Raw genomic sequence first — 18,731 nt, 5'->3', positions numbered from 1 at the left:
TCATAAAAAACTAAAAAAGCATACAGGGTTTATTGGGGGTTGTGCATCCTTAAATAAAAGGAACACACAAATGAACCACACGCAAAAGGAGGCATTAGCTATAAAGTACCTTTCAGGTGAATCAACTCTTGCAGAACTTGAACAGCTCAAAGCCTTGCTTAAAGAGGATGCGGAGTTCCGAAAGCACTTTATTGAACTCCGTGATACATGGAATGCTGCCAATCCAGCTGAATTTAATAGTCGGGATGCCTTTGAAGTGTTTAAAAAGCGGATCGAGGGAAAAAAGGTACATCACCCTAAAAGTATCAAATTTGGTTGGTTAAAGTTCGCTGCAGCAGCTGTTATCGCAGCAACCTTATTGGTGGGAAAATTTATTCTTCCAGAAAGCAAATCTGAAATTCTTCATTATACCCATCAAACGGCTGCAGGGGAGCGCAAATCAATAGAATTACCTGATGGAACAAATGTGTGGCTTAATGGCAATACTGTTCTTTCTTACACCTCCGATTTTAACCAATTAGGCAGGAATGTTAAACTTAGCGGGGAAGCCTTTTTTGAGGTGCAGCACAATGCCAGTCAGCCATTCAAAGTGTATTCAGATAACCATGTTGTAGAGGTGTTGGGAACGCGTTTTAAGCTGGAGGCTCGCAAAGAGTTACCTGTTATTAAAACAGTGTTAGAGGAAGGGAAAGTGCAGGTAACAGTGCCGGCCAAACAGCAGTACTGCATTTTATTACCCGGCCAAAAATCGGAATACCACAAAGAGCGTAATGAACTTCAAAAGACCACAGCTGGCGAGATGGCGCAATATACAGCGCTCACTAAAGGGCAATTGGTATTTAAAGATGAGCCTTTGGGCAGTCTGGCAACTCGACTCGAAAACTGGTATGGAGTAAGCATTGAAGTCGATACGGCAATTGAAGGTTTGCGTTTTACCGGCACATTCGAAAACGAAAGTATACACGAGGTATTAAAAATATTGTCGATGCCTAATGGTTTAAAATACTCCATAACTAATAAGCAAGTAAAGATAAGCCCGGATTAGTGGAGTGCTGTTGAAGTAGAAAAGGTAAATAGTTAAACGAGTTCTATACCAGCTGCTTTTTGCTGATTAAGCGGGAGACAGTGAAGAGTCAATGCGGATACATACTGATAAAATAATAAGCACATGAGATAAGAACAAAAAACCGGAAAAGTGCTGCCACACCATCCGGTTAGTAAAAGTTATTCCTGTTTAAGTTGAACCTAAACATTACAAATCTATGAAATTAAAATTGGATCGTCATGCCATTTTTGAAAAGAGTGGTATGAGAAAACTGAACCGAATTATGAGACTAACCTGCCTGTTGTTTGTCATTGGTTTACTGCAAGTTTCGGCTGCTGGTTTTTCGCAAAAGAAAACTATCACCATTTCTTCAGCAAAAATTGAATTAGCGCAGCTTTTTCAGGAGCTTGAAAAGAGCACTGAGTACAAATTCTTTTTCAACAATGATGATGTTGATGCGAGCCTGACAACTCAAGTCAATGCTGCCGATGCAGACGTTTATCGGGTATTGGATGAAGCGTTCAAAGGCATGCCATACACCTATAAGATGCTCGATGATAATTTGATATTTGTGCATCGCAAATATTCCAATAGCTCTGCTGCCGTGCAGGTGCATAAAGTGACGGGCAAGGTGAGTGGTGTCAATGGAGAGCCTTTACCAGGTGTTAACGTATTTATTGAAGGAACCACATCGGGCACCATAACAAATGTTGATGGCGACTACGAGTTGGAACTTAATGGGGAGGAGGCTAAGCTTGTTTTCTCATTTATTGGCTTCGAATCTCAAACGATTGTTGTTAGCGGACGCTCAACCATCAATGTTACATTGGTTGAAGAGGTACATGACATTGAGCAGGTAATGGTAGTAGCTTATGGTACGGCCAAGAAAGAAACCTTTACCGGTTCTGCTGAAATTGTAAAAAAAGATGATCTACTAAAAACCAGCTCCAGTACCGTATCGAAAGCTTTGTTGGGGCGCGTGGCAGGCGTGCAGGTAGCCTCCTACAGTGCAGCAGCTGGCGACGGTGCCGAAATAAGGATACGGGGTATTGGTTCGGCCAATGCTGCCAGTGCTCCTTTATATGTTGTCGATGGCGTGGCCGGAGCACCGGTACCTCGCAATGAAGACATTGAAACGCTAACCATCTTAAAAGATGCGGCAGCTGCCTCTCTCTATGGCTCAAGGGCCGCTAATGGTGTAATAGTTATCACTACCAAGCAGGGAAAAGGCGATGCCCAGGTGAATATCAAATTTAATAAAACACTTGGCTGGCGTTCAAAAAGTAAGTTTGAGCTGATGGATGCCAATGAATACATGTCAAAGGCTTGGGAAGGTCTTTATAATGAACGTAAGTATTTTCCACTAAACGGTGATAATGCCGACCAAAGAGATCCGGTAACTTATGCACACCAGGAGCTGTTTAATACGGTGGGCTATAATCCCTACTACCGTCAATCGGGTGGCGCTCGAGAGGCTTACAATACCCCTTTTGATGATCAGGGAAACTTAAAGTCGGATGCTCAGTTACTGTATGATAATGACTGGCTCGATGCGGTCTACCGGACCAGCGATATCAATGATTTTCATGTGTCTGTTAGTCGTGGCAACGAGAAGGGAAATATGTACATGTCTTTGGCTTACTTCGATCAAAAAGGGATTTTAATCGGGAATGATTATCAAAAGATTAACTACACCCTCAATGCAAACAGTAAAATAGGCAATAAAATAGAGATTGGCTTAAATTCAAATGCCCGCTATTTTGAAGGGCGCGAGAACCGCTCTTTATGGGATGTGTACACGTTTAATAATGCCATTCCGATTTATGAAAGAGCTGGGGTTACCACGGCCGATTACGATGCCGCTGTTTACAATTATGGCGATATAATAAGGGATGCGTCAGGAAAAAATGTGTACCACTGGAACGAGGTGTATTATGGACTGGAACGCAACCCGCTTGCCGAAATAGAAAATTATGATGAAGGATATGATGGCTTTAATATTTTTGTATCTCCGTTTGTTCAATACACGCCCTTCCAGGGGTTGACCATTAAAGGACAGGCTTCGGCTAATCTAACAAAGCGCAGTGAGTCCTATTTCTATGATCCTGAGCACGGTGCTGGAGTAGGTGTTAATGGCTTTGGTGAGAAGTACGAACACACCTATAAAACCATCAATGCCTTTGCGCAAGCTACCTACGAAAAGAAAATAAATCAGCATAACTTAAAGGCTACGGCCGTATACGAAGTAGAGGAGTACGAATACAAGACTGTATCGGCGCGTGGAGAAGACTATTCCATGTGGGAAATTAATAAAGAGCTGAGTGCTGCCAACGAAAAAAAATGGATCAGCTCAGGAACGGCCGAAAATGCCCGTATATCTTATTTGGGGCAGTTGGAGTATGGACTGATGGATAAATACTACCTATCCGGCAGCTATCGTCGGGATGGTTCCAGCCGCTTCGGTCCTGAAAATCGCTGGGGAAACTTCTGGTCTGTTGGGGCAACCTGGCGTTTATCAGAAGAAGGATTTATCAAAAAACTAGGCTACATCAATAACCTTAAGTTGCGCGCCTCTTACGGGGTGAACGGTAACGATGCCATCGGTAATTACAAGTGGCAGAGTATTTATTCGGTAGATGGCGAGTATAATAATCAGAAGGCAGCCTACTTAAATCAGATTGGTAATCAAACGTTGGCTTGGGAAGGCAATAAAAATGCTAACATCGCTCTGGAGTACAAATTTTTTAACCGTTTATATGGTACCGTGGAGTACTACAACCGCATCTCTGATGCGCTTCTGCTATATAAATTAATTGGCTATTACACAGGTGCCAGAGGAGTAAATGGTAATGCCCGGATGGAGAATGTGGGTAAGATTAAAAATAATGGCTGGGAAATATCTGTTGGCGCCATGCTGATTGATAGACCTGATTTTAAATGGGATGCCAACATTACGTACACTGCTAACGACAATGAAATATTGGAGTGGTATGGTGATAACTGGTCGGGCGATGGTCAGACCTATCGTGATAAAGGCGGCTCAATGTATAACCTTCGCATGAAAAAGTGGGCCGGTGTGGATACGCAAACAGGAGGTCCACTCTGGTATAAAGAAGTATTGGATGCGAACGAAAATCCAACGGGCAAAACAACCGTAACCAACGATTGGGAGGATGGCTCTTATTATGATGTGGGTGATGCTGCCCCTGACTTCTTTGGAGCTTTTAATAATAACATGTCGTTTAGAAACTTCGATTTGTCCTTCATGTTTTATTATAGTGTAGGTAATTATGCCTATAACAATGTAAAAGGAATGGTTAATTCTGATGGTGCCCAACCACAGTTTAACCTCGAAAGAGAGGTCATTAATTCGTGGCAATCGCCTGGCGACAACTCTGAAAATCCTATGTATGTGCACAATGATGTTAGCCATGCCTGGTGGCGCTCAACCCGCTTTTTGCAGCGCTCCGATTTTCTGAAACTGAAACAGGTAACACTTGGCTATACTTTGCCAAAAAGGTGGTTAGATCAGGTGAACCTGAACAGTGTTCGTGTGTATGTGATGGGAGAAAATCTGTGGACTTTAACCGATTTTACCGGCTACGACCCTGAACTGGGACTTAACGGTGACACAAGCGGATGGGTTGTTCCGCCAATGACCTCAGTAACTTTTGGTGTTAACTTAAATTTCTAAAATCATGACAGTGAAAAATATAATTTTATTAGTGGTGTTGTTGGGCGGATTAATGAGCTGTTCGGATAGTTTTTTAGAACGAAACCCAACCGATAGTACTACAAGCGTTGTGTTACTTAACAGTCGCGAAGGCTGTGAGTTGGCTTTAAATGGAATATATGCCACAGCTATGTATTCATATGCTCAGTATTACGTTCCGTATTTTAATGAGGCACGTGCCGATAATATAAACTTCACCCAGGATGGTGCTTATACCTTTACTAATATTTTTAATTATAATCAGGGGCTGGCCGATAACAATGTAGCTTACAGTATCTGGCCCATGGCCTATCAAATTGTTGATGCAGCCAACCTGATTATTAACAATGAGTTAATAGGTATTTCCGACCAGGATGTGCGTGATGATTATATCGCACAGGCCAGAACAATGCGGGCTATGGCCTATCTGGATTTATTGAATGCCTTTAGTAAACCGGTGCATCTCAACGAAGGTAATAACCTTGGTGTTCCTCTTATAGTTACTACCAATTATGGGGATGTAGATGCTGCAAGGGCTTTGATCATTGAAAATTACCAATTGATATATCAAGATTTAATATTTGCTGCTGAGAATATCAGTACAGCCATGAACCCCGAAAGAGCTAATTTAGCGCTGGTTAATGGCCTGCTGGCACGCATGTATATGAATTTGGCCGGACCAATTGGCTCATCCCATACCTACCAGCTGGGCGAGGGCCTTACCATAACATCAGCTGCAGCACTTGAAAAAGCTGTTGATTATGCTGATAAGGTGTTGGACATGGTGCAACCAGCCGGAAACTTTGCTGAGCTCCAAAATGGTGTATCACGGGTGCTTTCTGAGTCAATTCTTGTGGCCCGAGCTATCAGCGACGAATACAGTGTTACGGGAACGCACTGTGCCCAGTGGGATTCTAATAATACGGCATCTAAAACTGTAAGAGTGTATAGTGAAGTGGCCGACTTGTTTGAAGCCGGTGACAAGCGTCTCAAGTACTTTTATGATTACAACAGCTGGGTCGCCAACTTTGATAAGTATACAGAGGCCGGTTATAACCATATTCAGGCATCGGCATTGGATATTATCAAAGGTCAGTTTGTTACCCTGCACGGACACCGCACTTTTGGCAAGTTTGCACCATCCGATTACTTTGTAGATGATTTGGATGCGTTGCTTACCAATGGTATTGGTAATGTGACTTATACCAATGGACTGGGTGATTTCAATATCATGCGAGCATCGGAAATTGCACTCTTAAAAGCAGAGGCTTGTAAACGCCTCAACCGACACGATGATGCGCTGGAGGCATTTGAATTAGTTAATAACAGGTATTTTGAAACTCCTGCACTCAGGGCCACTGTTTCCCTTGAAGAAATACAGCTCGAGAAGCGCCTTGAGCTTTTGGGTGAAGGCTTGCGTATGCGCGATTTATTACGTTGGGGCAACGATTTTTCGCGTCCTTCATCGACCTTGTCAACAGTTCAGGAAGTGGCGTTTGATGACTACCATATGCAGTTGCCAATTCCCGATGCTGAAATCAAAATTAATGATAACATAAAACAAAATCCCGGTTATGGAAAATAGACTAAAGCACTATCTATCGATATTATTTGCTGTTTTGATATTTGTTGGTTGCAGTGATGACGAGGATACTCCTGAACTTATTGCTTTAACCGATTCGACAATAGGTTTTGAAGTTGGTACTGTGGATGCAATGATTATTGGAGAAAGTACCGAACTAAAGACCATTCGTTTTACGATTGCAGCTGACTGGAATGTATCAGAAGCTACAAAAGTAAATCTTAGCCTCGATGGCTCAAGTGATGTGCCTACTGAGGCGTATAGCTATCCTACAGAGGTACCCTTTCGTAAGGGCTTGCAGTCGCATACCGTTGAGATGCCTTTGGATTGTTCCCTCATACCCTTCGATGATCAGGAACGTTACATTAAGCTGAATTTGGTGTCTGAAGAATGTCCTCTTGGAGAAATCAATCAGATAGCCATCAAGGTGTATCGCAATGTGCCTACTCCAAACATTGCTTATCAGCCTACCTTCTGGGGATGGGAAAATGGCGATTGGTATGAATGGGACGATGTAACCATGAAGCGTGGTGAGCGCAGCTGGATTGATTTGAACTTATGGTCTTGGGGCTGGTGTGGTCTATGGGATTTGGATGGTAGTGATATTATTTTGCACAGCATTGGCCACCCCATTGGAGCTGTAGCCGATGGTGAAGGCTATAAAGCTCTGGTATTGAAAGAGGGAGATGTTATTAACCAAACTGCCATTAGCTGGTTTGATAAGCGGGGAATGGCAGATAGCCGGGCATTATGGGATTTACAGCCGAAATTTAAGGATGAGTGGTTTGGACAAACGGCTTATCTGGCCATTCGTATGGTTGTTGACGACGTGGAAGTTAACGGTTGGATTCAGGTGGCAGTTAACGCCGATGGCTCTTCCGTTACACTGATCGATATGGCTTATGAAACGCAAGGACTAACTATTCTTGCCGGCCAAACCGAGTAAGTATTAACAGGCAAGGAGCCGACGGCTTCTTGCCATTTTTATGAACAATTCTTATAGGTTATCAGACAGTTGCTTGCTTCAATAATTAGAAATAATGTTGATGAATAGCTTATTATGGCATATGCTTATATTGAAAAAAATGGATACATGAAGAAATGGCTATTGATATACATGTTGTTTAGCTTAAGTGTGAGTCAGGCGCAACAAATTGCACCTCAGGTTATTTGTAGCACTAATGAGGTGTGTGTTATTGAGCCCGCTTTGCTTAAGGCTGCCTATAGCGAGCAGGTTTACCATGTTCCTATCGTTTTTCATGTTTTCGATCCATCTGACCCTCAAGAACGGTTATCCATTGAGAAGGCCAGGCGGGTTGTTGAACTGTTAAATATAAATTTCAGTGGTCAGCATCGCGATATCGAGCTGGTTCAATCCATCTTTAAAGCGCGTATTGCCGATTGCAGAATTGTTTTTCATCTGGCTAAAAAAGATCCTTATGGAAACACGATTGAAGGAGTAACTTACCATCGTCAAAATGTAAAAGGCGATAATCCGGGCAGTAATCAAACCCTCAAAAGAGCGATTAATTGGAATACAGGCAGCGATTACAATGGCCAACAAAGGTATTTGCAGGTGTGGGTCACCTACAATGTAAATGGCGATGAGCATGGCACGGGTTGGTGTTATTTGCCCGATACGGATAAGGGAGGGCGAATAGCTGGTCCGGTTTATAACTACAAATATTTGGGTGGAGGTACAGACTCGTCCAGTGATGATGTGTTGACGCATGAAATAGGACATTACCTGGGCTTAAGCCATACTTTTGGGCCTTCTTACACTCAGTGCGGCGATGATGGTGTGAATGATACGCCGGAAACACGGTGCCACACCTGGGAATGTAAACAAGGGAATTTATGCAATGACGGACTTGTAAATACAGAAAATTTCATGGACTACTCGGGCTGTGCCTCTATGTTTACGAGTGGCCAGGCAGAGGTAATGCGATATTGGCTGCATCACCGTTACCGTAGCAATTTATGGGCTGATGATAACCTCAAATTCACAGGCATTTACGATGAGGTGTATGTTGGCATGCAGGAGGCCCTTGAAAATTCAATAAAAGTATTTCCCAATCCATCAAAGGGGCAGATCCATGTATCCGGTTCTCAGAATTATTGTGCCGAACTTTTTGATATAAGAGGAGTACGTGTTTCGCACTCGGCTAATGCCCCCATCTACTGGAATGTGCCAGGGGTGTATTTTCTTAGAATCAGTATTGATAAAGCACGGTTCGTAACCAAAAAAGTAATTATTCAATAGGTATGCGTGTGTGATTTGGATTTATAGAGAGAGGAGTTTTGCTTGTTGCAAGCTCTTCTCTCAATACACGTCTTACAATAAAAGCAACAACTAATAATCCCAAATCATCTGTTTGGAGGTAGTTAAGCATCGCAAACGTGCGATGATACTATCTCAATTAATCTTTGACTAAAGGTTTAGAATATTCTGAGATGATTAATGGAAGGTGGCTTTCGGGCCACCTTTTTTATTTTTACATTCGCAGCTAAAACAGCAATTATGGCTAATAAATATGATTACGAGCTGGAATTTAAAGTGCGTGATTATGAGTGCGATTTACAGGGAATTGTAAATAATTCGGTCTATCAGAATTACCTGGAGCACACCCGGCACGAATTTCTCGACTCATTAGGGGTGAATTTTAAAGAACTCTTTGATAGAAATATTGTCGCAGTAGTTGCGCGTATCGACCTAGCATATAAAACACCTCTACAAAGTAATGATCGTTTTGTAGTGCGAACGAGGGTGGAGCACAAAGGTATTAAGTACATGTTTTATCAGGATATCTATCGCCTGCCCGACGAAAAGTTGTGTTTAAAAGGGGTTGTAACCACCACAACACTTATCGATGGCAAGCTGGCGGTGTGTAATGAGTTGGCAGAGGCGCTTGCTAAAGCGGGGACAGATAAATAATATCTTAGTGGATGCTCCTTTGTTCGACGATATGATGTAGCATCCACTAATTTATTTTGACTCAACTTACAATTCAACTCCAACCGGGCAATGGTCAGAACCCATAATCTCGTTGAGAATAAAGGCATCCTTTAGTTTAGGCAGAAAACTCTCGCTTGCCAGAAAATAGTCGATTCTCCAGCCTACATTCTTGCCACGTGCGCCGGCCCGGTAACTCCACCATGAATACTTATCGGTTACGTCGGGGTAAAAATGGCGGAATGTGTCCTTAAAGCCACCTTGTGTATAGCGATCCATGCCATCAATTTCTTCCTGCATGTAGCCAGCCGATTTATTATAGTTAGGTTTAGGGCGGGCCAAATCTATTTCGGTGTGCGCCACATTAAAGTCACCACATACTAAAACAGGTTTAGTGGCTTCCAGGTTTTTCAGGTAGTTAAAGAAATCCTGATCCCAGCTTTGTCGATAATCCAGTCGTTTCAGCTCGCTACCCGAGTTGGGCACATAAACGGTAACCAGATAAAAATCTTCATACTCTGCACACAGTACACGCCCTTCCTGGTCGTGTTCCTCAATGCCCATATCTTTTGTAATGCTCAGAGGCTCTTGTTTGCTGATGATTGCGGTACCCGAGTAGCCTTTTTTAAGGGCCGAATTGGAATAAATATGATAGTCCTTAAACTCGGCCAGGGCTTCGCTTACCTGATTATCCTGCGCTTTGGTTTCTTGCAGGCACAGTATATCGGCCTCCATGGAAGCGAACGATTCCACGAAGTCTTTTTTCAGAACCGCCCTGATACCATTGACGTTCCATGATACAATCTTCATAAAGTCTTTTCTTTTGGTTGATCTGCAAAATAGTGAATCTGCCCAAGGCTACAAAATGATATTATTCAGGCCGACTGTTCCGGGCGATGAAAGCGTTTCCCTCTCTTGAAAACCAATCGTTGTTCCAGCTCTGCTTTTTCATTTTCTGGCGCCAGGTAGTAGGTTTGGCAATCGTTGCCGCAACATCCGCTGTATTTTGATTGACAGCTTTCGCATTGGATAAACAGCAGGTTGCAGCGTTTGTTAGCACAGTTGGTGTGTGTGTCGCAGGGAGCGCCACACTGATGGCAGCGACTGATGATATCATCGCTAATGCGCTCACCCAGGCGATTGTCGAACACAAAATTTTTGCCTATAAATTTGTTTTCAATTTTTTCAGTTTCCACCTGTCGGCTGTAATCGATAATGCCGCCAAGTAGTTGATTGACATCGGAAAAGCCATGGTGTTTAAGGTAGGCGCTTGTTTTCTCACAGCGCACCCCGCCTGTGCAATACAGAAGTATTTTTTGGTCTTTATTTTCTTTTAATTTTTCAACCACTTCCGGTAATTCCTCCTTAAATGTTTCAGCCTCAGGAAGCAGGGCGCCTTCAAATCGACCTATTTCACTCTCGTAGTGGTTGCGCATATCTACCACAATAGCGCCCTCGTCAATGGCAGTGTTCCATTCTTTGGCTGTCAGGTGTTGTCCTACATTGGTTACATCGTACTCATCGGGTTTAAGGCCATCGGCTACAATCTGTTCACGTACTTTTATTTGTAATTTTAAAAAGGATTGGCCGTTATCCTCAACGGCTATTTTAAAGGGGACATCTTTAAATTGTGGGATGGTGTAGAGTTGCTCTTTAAATGTTTGCCAAAAATGGTCTGGCACACTCATTTGTGCATTAATTCCTTCGTGTGCAATATAAATGCGGCCATAGCACTGCAGCTGGCTCCACATTTCAAACAGCTGGTCGCGCATTTCTGCCGGATTATCGATAATTACGTATCGGTAAAAAGAAACGGTAGTGCGTTTAAACGTTTCATTGGCTAATCGTTCCTTTAGTTCTTGCGGGCTCAGGCGGTTTATCAGGTGTTTTTTACTGCTATTCGGATCCATAATTTCTAAATTAGAGCACAAAAATATAAAAATACCTTTAAGTCTGGAAATAACTATTTGTACAAAAAAGAAGAAGCTGCCTCTCTAGACAGCCTCTTTCATTAATCAGTTACGGGGATGGACTCTTTTGCAGAACCGATTTTTTATAGTCCACTAAAATCGATATCCTTAAATACCAGGGTCGGACTTAGAATGCTTGAGTACTGGTAAGGGTCGTTCCCTAATTCGGTCAGTTGTTTCCAGAATTCTTTCGCATTGCCTGAAATGTTCATTTCATTGACTGGCTTAACTATTTGACCACCTTCAACAAGAAAACCCGAAACACCAAAAGAAAAATCGCCGGTGGTTGGGTTGGAGTTACCTCCATTAAAAGAAGTAACAAAAATACCCTTGTTAATGTCTTTAACGATGGCATCAAAGCCGCGTGAACCCAAATCGAAGCGGATGTTGGATGTTGAGCCGCCATTTGGCGTTAAACCGAGCTTTTTACCATAGTAGTTATCCACATAGTACTCTTTCAGCACGCCTTTTTCAATCATGGTGCGCTGCCTGGCCGCAATGCCCTGTCCATCGTACAGTCTGGAGGCAAAACCACCTTCCATTAACGGATCGTCAATAACGGTTAATACGGGCGCAGCTATTTCTTTGCCCTGCATGCCATCGAGGTAGGAGCTTTTTTGCTGCAGTGCACGTGCCGACATGGGGCGGACAAACATGTACAACAAACGGCCTGCTGTTCGGTTTTCAATCAGCATGTCATATTTGCCTGATGCAATTTTGGTCTGTCCCATTTTACGGATGGCATTCTCCGCTGCTTTGCTTCCTAATTCCACGGCCGTGGGCATACTATTAAAATAGCGGCTGCCTCCCCAGTGATAGCCTTCTGGCCGGGCATTACCATCCTTTACGGTGACTTCTCCACCTGCCCAAAAGGATGTAGAGGCACGCTCGGCTACCAGCCCATTACTATGTACCAATACGCTTTCGGAGTAATCGTCGCTAAAACCTCCGGTGGCCGAAATAATTTTATCGCTTTGAGCGCGGGCTACCTGTTCAATTTCTTTGGCTATCTGAACCCGTTGCTCAGGGGCTACATTGCTGTAGCTTTTATCCTCAATTTTCAGGTCGTGATTTAAATTTGTGGGATAAAGGGACGGATCGGGTAACTCACGGAACTCATCCGCAGTCAGATACTTTGTTGCTTCAACGGCCTCCGTGATAAACTTCTCTAAATCTTTTTTATTCAGATTATTGGTTGAGTGACCGGAGTATTTATGATCGCGGTAGATATTCAGGGACAGACCATTTGTGGTCGACTCCTTGATTTTCTCAATTTTCTGTTCGCGTACTTCAATTTCAACCGAACGCGAGTTGCTGATAGATGCAGCGACTTCGCTGGCACCTTTTTGTTTGGCGAATTCAACGGCCCACATGGCCAGTTCTTTTCGTTCTTTATTGTTCATTGTTGTTCGTTTTTCGGGTTAGATAGATTAAGCATTGACGCCACCAACGGTGATTTTAGATACTTTTACAGTAGGTAAACCTTGCGATACAGGCACGCCCTGCCCGTTTTTACCGCAGGTCCAGCCGCCTTCAGCCATTTTCAAGTCATCTGCCACCATCTCGATATCGGCCAGTACTTTTGGTCCGTTACCTATGATGTTGATGTCTTTGATTGGGCGGGTGAGCTTGCCATCCTCAATGAGGTAACCCGATTTAACGTAGAAGGTGAAATCACCAGCGCCAATCATCACCTGACCATTGGAGAAGGTTTCGGCATACACGCCGTATTTTACACTTTCTATAATTTCTTCTTTTTTATGCGGACCGTTTTCCATGTAGGTATTGCGCATACGTGGCATTGGCATGTGTCGGAACGATTCGCGACGGCCATTACCGGTAGGTTTCACACCATAGTGTTTGGCGCTGATGCGGTCGTGCAGGTATGATTCCATTGTTCCACCGGCCACCAGATAGGTTTTCTCTGTGTTATTGCCTTCATCATCCACATTAATGGTGCCACGCACGTTAGGATTGGTTCCATCATCAACGATGGTTACAAAGTCGTTGGCTACCTTCTTACCAATTTTATCGCTAAAAATAGAGGTTTCCTTGCGGTTGAAGTCGGCCTCCATACCATGCCCGATGGCTTCGTGTAATAATATTCCGGAGCTGCCAGCTGCTAATACCACCGGTAGTTCGCCAGCTTTAGGCTTCACCGCATCAAACAGCGAAACAGTGCGCTGCACAGCTTCGGTGGCTAGTGTGTTTATTGCTTCAGGGGTAAAGAATTCAATGCCCCGGCGCCCTGAGTAATCGAAGTAATTTTGCTCCTTCTTTCCGTTTTGCTCGGCCGTTACACTTACAGACAGTTGGGCCATTGGCTGGTAGTCGCAGGTCATGCGCCCTTCGGAGTTGGCAAACAATACGTAGGAAGTTTCATCGTTAAACCACACATTGGATTTAATCACCCGGTTATCCATGGCAAATACCTTTTCGTTGACTTGTTGCAGGTAAGGTATTTTCTCATTGATGGATACTTCTTCCCAGGGAGTTTTTATCATGTAATAGCTGGGTAGCTTTGGGGACTCGAATGCAAGCGGTTCGACGGTGGCACTGCTGGTCGCAATATTGGCTGCTGTGCGAGCTGCTGATTTCATGGCTTGCAGGCTTACTTCTTCGCTAAAGGAGTAGCCGGTTTGATCGCCCTTTAAAACGCGAATACCTACACCAAAACTAACGTCGGAGTAGGCACGGTTAACAGCATTGTCTTCCAAACCAATGTAGTTAGCAATGCTGTGTTGAAAGAATAAATCGCAATAATCGCCGCCTTTTGAAAGGCCTTCTGCAATAATTTGTTGAATCATTTGTTCTGTAACACCAAAGTGCTCCAAATAGTCGTGAATAGTCATGTTACCTCCAATTTTGGCCGGTCCGGTTGTGCAACCGGAAAGAACGTGGGGAAGAACAGCCGCACCAACCGCTGTTACCGCTCCGGCTTTCAAGAAATCTCTTCGATTAATAATTGCTTTCATTTTCAAAGATTTTTGGGCAAAGCAACAGAAAAGCAAGGGTTACTTTACTCAGGGGTTTGTAGATAATAAGGTTATAAACTTCTGCTGCAAATGCGGGTATACATTTGCAGCAGAAATTAAAATAAGCTAATAAATGGGACCATTTAGCTTAATGTTTTTAAAGGTATTTTTTATTGGGGTGAAAAACAAGCTGATAAGCAATATTTTCGGGCAAAAAAACAATTGAGAATTTGCTTAGCGATGGAAGGTTTTGCCAATAAATTGAAGCCCATAAATGATGTTGTTTCGCCAATAGGTCCAGTTGTGAGCGCCTTCGCGAATACGAAATTCATGTTTAATATCTAAATCGCGCATTAACACATGCAAAGCGGCATTGCCTTTGTAAAGAAAGTCGTCATCGCCACAATCGATGTAAAAATTAACGCGCTTAATGTGGTCTGTCGGGTTATTTTTTAGGGTGTTGAGGATGTTATAGTTCATCCAATGTTGCGGCAATTTGCCAGTTTTAGTGAGTGAACCATAAATGGGCTCAAACCACGATTTGTTGCCTTTTGAGAGGTGGTATTCCATTTCCTCGTTGGTATAAACCGCAGCACTAAACGCGGCGCAGGCGCCAAACATTTCGGGATGCCTGATGGCATACATCAATGAGCCGTTGCCTCCCATGGATAAACCACTTATGGCTCTAAACTCTTTCTTGGAGCGGATGCGGTACTGCTTTTCTACCTGCGGAATAAATTCTTCAAAGAACATGTCTTCGTAGCGATCGCTGCCATCGAAATTGTTGACATACCAAGTAACCTTAGCATCAGGCATAATGATGATCATGGGTGGGATAAGGCCTTCTTCTATGGCTTTGTCGGCAGTGCGATTCACTTCGCCAAACTGGACCCAGGCAGTTTCGTTATCGCTGTAACCGTGCAGCAGGTACAATACCGGATAGGCGCGCTCGGAAGAATCGTAACAAGGTGGCAGATATACCGAGTAGTTTACATCGTAGCCGGTTATTTGACTGGGAATGGACTGGCCTTCGATAACTTTGCCCTGCGGTGTTTGAGCTGTCGCTAACAGACCGACGGACAAGCAAATAAATGCAATTAACGTTTTCATAGTTGATAATTTTGTGTGCTGATAATTTTCTAAAATTTTATTGAGTGCGCTGTTTTTAGGCAATATTTTAACCAAAAGCTGTTACTCCTTAGGGCGCAAAGAAAAACCATAATGGCCGGTGTGGACATGATTCTGGTAGAAGTCAACAATCATGGTGTCAGAATTGAGTTTTAACACTTCCCACTGGTAATGGTCTTTCCCAAATGAAGGAGTCAGCTTGATTTCTGTTGGCGGAACTATGAAGATTCGATTTTTATCGATGAGGTATTCTCTTTCAACAGTATAGGCTTGTTCCAGTTGCATCGTACCATCAGTTTCAGAATAATCATGCAGGGTTTTAACTAAAATGCCATTTTCCTGAAATTGATAAAAAACGGTGTCGATAAATGGTTGTATCAATTGACCATTGAAATCAAACGACTCTTCATTTGGATCTATAATTGTATAAGAAGGGAGTGCATCCAATGAAAGCGTATCGTCTTTGCTACAAGCCAATAATGTTAGGAGGATGAGAATCGATGTATATTTCATGACTATGTGGTTTGGAGCTTCTAAAATATAAAAAAGGCGCTTACCTGTTAGAGGAAGCGCCTAATAATATTTAATGTGTATTGTTTTTTACCACAGCTTTTCAGGATATTTGCCGTCGGCAATTAGCTGGTTCAGTTTTTCCTGTACCATTGGTTTATCCTCTTTATAGGTAACACCAAACCATTTAGAATCGGTGCGTATCACCTTTGTGCTAACTTCACCCTTTTTGATAAGTGCGTCAACTACTGCATTAAAGTAAAACTCCGACTTCATTTCTGTTCCTTTTTCTTTCAGGAACTCCACAAAAGCAGCTTCCAAATGCTGAAAATACTCCGGTTTAAAAGCCCAGAAATTCATTGATACAGCCTCTTGACCAGTTAGTTCTGTTTTGCTGGCCTCTTCGTAGAAAAATATTTTTTCGCCCTCATAGCCAATTTTGGTGCGCTCAGTGATGTTGATCAGGTTGCCTTTTTCATCGGCCTCACATACACCGCGTGATACTGTACCATGCTCCGAAAGGGTGTTATTCAGCGCATAGCCCACCATGGCATACTCATTGGCATCGGTACTTTGTGCCACAAAATCGAAAACTTGCTTGTATGCCTCACGTCCGTAAAAATCATCGGCATTCACAATAGCAAATGGCTCATTAATTACATCTTTTGCCATGAGGATGGCATGGCCTGTACCCCAAGGCTTTTCTCTTCCTTCAGGTAAGCTAAAACCTTCTGGCAAGTCGGTGAGTTCCTGAAAAACATACTCGGTTTTAATTTTACCAGCCAGGCGAGGCTCAAAGCGCTCTTTGAAGGCCTCAGCAAACGATTCGCGAATGACAAAAACTACTTTTTCAAATCCCGACTGTATTGCATCGTATACTGAGTAATCGATAATTGATTCGCCGTGCGGACCCAATTCATCCATTTGTTTAAGGCCGCCATAGCGACTTCCCATGCCTGCTGCTAAAATTAAAAGTGTTGGTTTCATGTGTATCCTATTTGCGTGTGTTAGTAATTTTTAATGAATAAAATTTAACGAAAGACAAAAATAAGTATTATTTCTTATTATTCCTTTCAAAATCTTTCTTTATTCCCTCGTATAACCAATTGGCCAAGGCTTGCCGGTTATCGGCGAGTATAAAGCGCTGTTGGTCGCGGTAGTTTTGAATATTACCTAATTCAATAAAAACGGCAGCCGGTGTTGTGTGGCGTAACAGGTAGAGGTTACGGGTGCTAACTGTTCCTGAAAATCCTCTGGATGGCTGGTGCTGTTTGTATTTTTCATCAAAGGTGTCGCGCAGCTCGTATGCCAGTTTTGTGCCACTCTTACTGTTTTTATGATGATAGAAAAATACATCAATTTGTCGGCGTTTACTGCGGCTGTCGAGGTGAATAATAATGCAACGCCGATAGCTTTCAGTGTCTTTTTTAAACAGGGTATTTACTTCTTTGGTGCGCTGCCTCAGGCGCTCCACCTGATCCAGAGGAATGACCTCTTCGCCACAGGTCTCATGGTTGTCGTATTGCAAAATCTGCTCATCCCGAATTCCATCATCATTATCTTGTACCACCAAGTGTATTTTAGCCCCATTTTCCATTAGTTTTTTGGCTAAACGAAGGGTTATGTCATAGGCATATTCATCTTCGTGAAGTTCATTACTGCCATAATTGCCAATCGCTCCAGGGTCGGGACCTCCGTGCCCGGCTACCAGGTAGAAGGCAGCCCCTTTCAGCTCTGCTGATTCCAGCGGAAAACGCTCACGTTCCTCACCGAAAAGGGGTTCGTAAAGTTCAGTGGTGGTTAAAGGCAGCCAATAGGTGTGATGGGCCAGCAGACTGTTGTTATCGCCAAACTTTCCCTGATTGAGTTCTATAAATTGTTGTTGATGCTCGGCGGGGGACAGCTTGTGCCGTATCAAAAAAGCATACATGCCTTCGCCAGCCATTGGCTTAGCCTCTTTCAGCTGGTCTTGCTCCTGAGTAAAAGCAAGAAAACTGAATAATAATAAAATACCTAGTGCTGAATAGCTTTTTATTTTTGCTCGACTCATGGGCAACAAAAATAATCGTTTTCATATTTTAGCCATAAATAAAAGAAGAACATGTCTGTTTTATTTGATAATTATCCGATTAAACTAATGAATTTTTACATCTTTGGTAATTGGCAGCTGTTCAAAAATAAAAAAGATCATGCACAAAGAGTCGTATTTAAAGAGCAAGAAAGAAGTAGCTAAATGGATGAGGCGCCTTTATAAAAAAGGATTAACCACCTCTTTAGGAGGGAACATTAGTTTGCGTTTGGATGCTAATCACATTGCCATTACGGCATCAGCAACCGATAAGGGACAAATCAGGAGTAAAGGGATTGCCATTGTGTCGATGGATGGACAGGTGGTTGATGCTCAGCTTAAAGTGAGCATGGAAACAGGCATGCACCTGGCCGTTTATAAAAGTCGGCCCGATGTTCAGGCAGTGGTGCACGCTCACGCCCCCATGGGTAGTTTATTTGCGACCACCAGCCATCGGATCAATACACATTTATTGGCTGAAGCTTATGCTATTATTGGAGAGCCTTGTACTGCTGGTTATGCGGCACCAGGTTCGGACTTGCTGGCCGCTAATGTTGCAGCCGCCTGTGCGCAAGCTAATGTTGTTTTAATGGCTAATCATGGCATATTAGCTTTAGGAGACACCCTGTTGCAGGCCTTTGATCGGGTTGAAGTGTTAGAGAATGCGGCTAAAATGACAGTGCTGACATCGCTGCTGGGTGATAAGTCGGAGTTAAACCAGGCTCAACTGAATGAGCTAAAGGCTTTATTTTAATCCATTAGTATCCAGAATTCTATTGTTTTTAGCA

The 18,731-nt window shown here is 43.1% G+C and carries 15 protein-coding genes; 7 read left to right on the top strand and 8 right to left on the bottom strand.

The window, feature by feature from the left end:
- Nucleotides 1–70 precede the first annotated feature (70 nt).
- The 6 genes from ACSX1H_RS14730 (at nucleotide 71) to ACSX1H_RS14705 (ending at nucleotide 9,274) form a co-directional block, all read left to right on the top strand.
- Nucleotides 71–1,045 (top strand): FecR family protein, encoded by a 975-nt coding sequence (locus ACSX1H_RS14730; protein ID WP_439184987.1) that lies wholly within the window; start codon nucleotides 71–73, stop codon nucleotides 1,043–1,045.
- Nucleotides 1,046–1,262: 217 nt separating this feature from the next.
- Complete coding sequence (locus ACSX1H_RS14725) at nucleotides 1,263–4,739, top strand: SusC/RagA family TonB-linked outer membrane protein (protein WP_439184986.1); 3,477 nt, start codon at nucleotides 1,263–1,265, stop codon at nucleotides 4,737–4,739.
- Nucleotides 4,740–4,749: 10 nt separating this feature from the next.
- Nucleotides 4,750–6,342 (top strand): RagB/SusD family nutrient uptake outer membrane protein, encoded by a 1,593-nt coding sequence (locus ACSX1H_RS14720; RefSeq protein ID WP_439184985.1) that lies wholly within the window; start codon nucleotides 4,750–4,752, stop codon nucleotides 6,340–6,342.
- Complete coding sequence (locus ACSX1H_RS14715) at nucleotides 6,332–7,285, top strand: hypothetical protein (RefSeq protein ID WP_439184984.1); 954 nt, start codon at nucleotides 6,332–6,334, stop codon at nucleotides 7,283–7,285. Before ACSX1H_RS14720 ends, ACSX1H_RS14715 begins: the two co-directional genes overlap by 11 nt.
- A gap of 147 nt (nucleotides 7,286–7,432) precedes the next feature.
- Complete coding sequence (locus ACSX1H_RS14710) at nucleotides 7,433–8,602, top strand: M43 family zinc metalloprotease (RefSeq protein ID WP_439184983.1); 1,170 nt, start codon at nucleotides 7,433–7,435, stop codon at nucleotides 8,600–8,602.
- Nucleotides 8,603–8,860: 258 nt separating this feature from the next.
- Nucleotides 8,861–9,274: an acyl-CoA thioesterase gene (locus ACSX1H_RS14705; RefSeq protein WP_439184982.1), complete on the top strand. Its 414-nt coding sequence runs from the start codon at nucleotides 8,861–8,863 to the stop codon at nucleotides 9,272–9,274.
- A 66-nt stretch (nucleotides 9,275–9,340) separates the two neighbouring features.
- Here ACSX1H_RS14705 and ACSX1H_RS14700 read toward each other — a convergent pair whose 3' ends face one another.
- The 8 genes from ACSX1H_RS14700 to ACSX1H_RS14665 all read right to left on the bottom strand — a co-directional run bounded on the left by ACSX1H_RS14700 (nucleotide 9,341) and on the right by ACSX1H_RS14665 (nucleotide 17,925).
- On the bottom strand, nucleotides 9,341–10,102 hold the full coding sequence (locus ACSX1H_RS14700) for an exodeoxyribonuclease III (RefSeq protein ID WP_439184981.1): 762 nt from the start codon (nucleotides 10,100–10,102) through the stop codon (nucleotides 9,341–9,343).
- Nucleotides 10,103–10,167: 65 nt separating this feature from the next.
- Nucleotides 10,168–11,202 carry an oxygen-dependent tRNA uridine(34) hydroxylase TrhO gene (trhO, locus tag ACSX1H_RS14695; RefSeq protein WP_439184980.1) on the bottom strand — a complete coding sequence of 345 codons (1,035 nt, stop codon included), beginning with the start codon at nucleotides 11,200–11,202 and terminating at the stop codon, nucleotides 10,168–10,170.
- A 143-nt stretch (nucleotides 11,203–11,345) separates the two neighbouring features.
- The gene (locus ACSX1H_RS14690) at nucleotides 11,346–12,665 is read right to left on the bottom strand and encodes a TldD/PmbA family protein (protein ID WP_439184979.1); all 1,320 of its coding nucleotides are present in this window, start codon (nucleotides 12,663–12,665) and stop codon (nucleotides 11,346–11,348) included.
- 27 nt (nucleotides 12,666–12,692) lie between these two features.
- A complete protein-coding gene (locus ACSX1H_RS14685; RefSeq protein ID WP_439184978.1) occupies nucleotides 12,693–14,237 on the bottom strand; it encodes a TldD/PmbA family protein in 1,545 nt (514 codons plus the stop codon).
- A gap of 234 nt (nucleotides 14,238–14,471) precedes the next feature.
- Nucleotides 14,472–15,347, bottom strand: coding sequence for an alpha/beta hydrolase (locus ACSX1H_RS14680; protein WP_439184977.1), 876 nt, complete (start codon nucleotides 15,345–15,347; stop codon nucleotides 14,472–14,474).
- A gap of 81 nt (nucleotides 15,348–15,428) precedes the next feature.
- Nucleotides 15,429–15,878 (bottom strand): hypothetical protein, encoded by a 450-nt coding sequence (locus tag ACSX1H_RS14675; protein WP_439184976.1) that lies wholly within the window; start codon nucleotides 15,876–15,878, stop codon nucleotides 15,429–15,431.
- 87 nt (nucleotides 15,879–15,965) lie between these two features.
- A complete protein-coding gene (locus ACSX1H_RS14670) occupies nucleotides 15,966–16,862 on the bottom strand; it encodes a nucleotidyltransferase family protein (RefSeq protein ID WP_439184975.1) in 897 nt (298 codons plus the stop codon).
- Between the two features lie 67 nt (nucleotides 16,863–16,929).
- Nucleotides 16,930–17,925, bottom strand: coding sequence for an N-acetylmuramoyl-L-alanine amidase family protein (locus tag ACSX1H_RS14665; RefSeq protein ID WP_439184974.1), 996 nt, complete (start codon nucleotides 17,923–17,925; stop codon nucleotides 16,930–16,932).
- A gap of 139 nt (nucleotides 17,926–18,064) precedes the next feature.
- On the opposite strand from ACSX1H_RS14665, the gene ACSX1H_RS14660 reads away from it, so the two are divergent.
- Complete coding sequence (locus ACSX1H_RS14660; protein WP_439184973.1) at nucleotides 18,065–18,697, top strand: class II aldolase/adducin family protein; 633 nt, start codon at nucleotides 18,065–18,067, stop codon at nucleotides 18,695–18,697.
- The last annotated feature ends 34 nt before the right edge of the window (nucleotides 18,698–18,731 follow it).

Source organism: Carboxylicivirga taeanensis (assembly GCF_051851475.1).
Classification (GTDB): Bacteria; Bacteroidota; Bacteroidia; order Bacteroidales; family Marinilabiliaceae; genus Carboxylicivirga; species Carboxylicivirga taeanensis.
Note: the sequence above shows the minus strand (reverse complement) of the source record. Positions and strands in the feature narration are given on the sequence as shown.

What these genes read in the sequence shown, in the direction of transcription:
- ACSX1H_RS14730 (WP_439184987.1), top strand. Translation starts at nt 71, where the DNA reads ATGAACCACACGCAAAAGGAGGCATTAGCTATAAAGTACCTTTCAGGT.
- ACSX1H_RS14725 (WP_439184986.1), top strand. Translation starts at nt 1,263, where the DNA reads ATGAAATTAAAATTGGATCGTCATGCCATTTTTGAAAAGAGTGGTATG.
- ACSX1H_RS14715 (WP_439184984.1), top strand. Translation starts at nt 6,332, where the DNA reads ATGGAAAATAGACTAAAGCACTATCTATCGATATTATTTGCTGTTTTG.
- ACSX1H_RS14710 (WP_439184983.1), top strand. Translation starts at nt 7,433, where the DNA reads ATGAAGAAATGGCTATTGATATACATGTTGTTTAGCTTAAGTGTGAGT.
- ACSX1H_RS14705 (WP_439184982.1), top strand. Translation starts at nt 8,861, where the DNA reads ATGGCTAATAAATATGATTACGAGCTGGAATTTAAAGTGCGTGATTAT.
- ACSX1H_RS14700 (WP_439184981.1), bottom strand. Translation starts at nt 10,102, where the DNA reads ATGAAGATTGTATCATGGAACGTCAATGGTATCAGGGCGGTTCTGAAA.
- trhO (WP_439184980.1), bottom strand. Translation starts at nt 11,202, where the DNA reads ATGGATCCGAATAGCAGTAAAAAACACCTGATAAACCGCCTGAGCCCG.
- ACSX1H_RS14690 (WP_439184979.1), bottom strand. Translation starts at nt 12,665, where the DNA reads ATGAACAATAAAGAACGAAAAGAACTGGCCATGTGGGCCGTTGAATTC.
- ACSX1H_RS14685 (WP_439184978.1), bottom strand. Translation starts at nt 14,237, where the DNA reads ATGAAAGCAATTATTAATCGAAGAGATTTCTTGAAAGCCGGAGCGGTA.
- ACSX1H_RS14680 (WP_439184977.1), bottom strand. Translation starts at nt 15,347, where the DNA reads ATGAAAACGTTAATTGCATTTATTTGCTTGTCCGTCGGTCTGTTAGCG.
- ACSX1H_RS14675 (WP_439184976.1), bottom strand. Translation starts at nt 15,878, where the DNA reads ATGAAATATACATCGATTCTCATCCTCCTAACATTATTGGCTTGTAGC.
- ACSX1H_RS14670 (WP_439184975.1), bottom strand. Translation starts at nt 16,862, where the DNA reads ATGAAACCAACACTTTTAATTTTAGCAGCAGGCATGGGAAGTCGCTAT.
- ACSX1H_RS14665 (WP_439184974.1), bottom strand. Translation starts at nt 17,925, where the DNA reads ATGAGTCGAGCAAAAATAAAAAGCTATTCAGCACTAGGTATTTTATTA.
- ACSX1H_RS14660 (WP_439184973.1), top strand. Translation starts at nt 18,065, where the DNA reads ATGCACAAAGAGTCGTATTTAAAGAGCAAGAAAGAAGTAGCTAAATGG.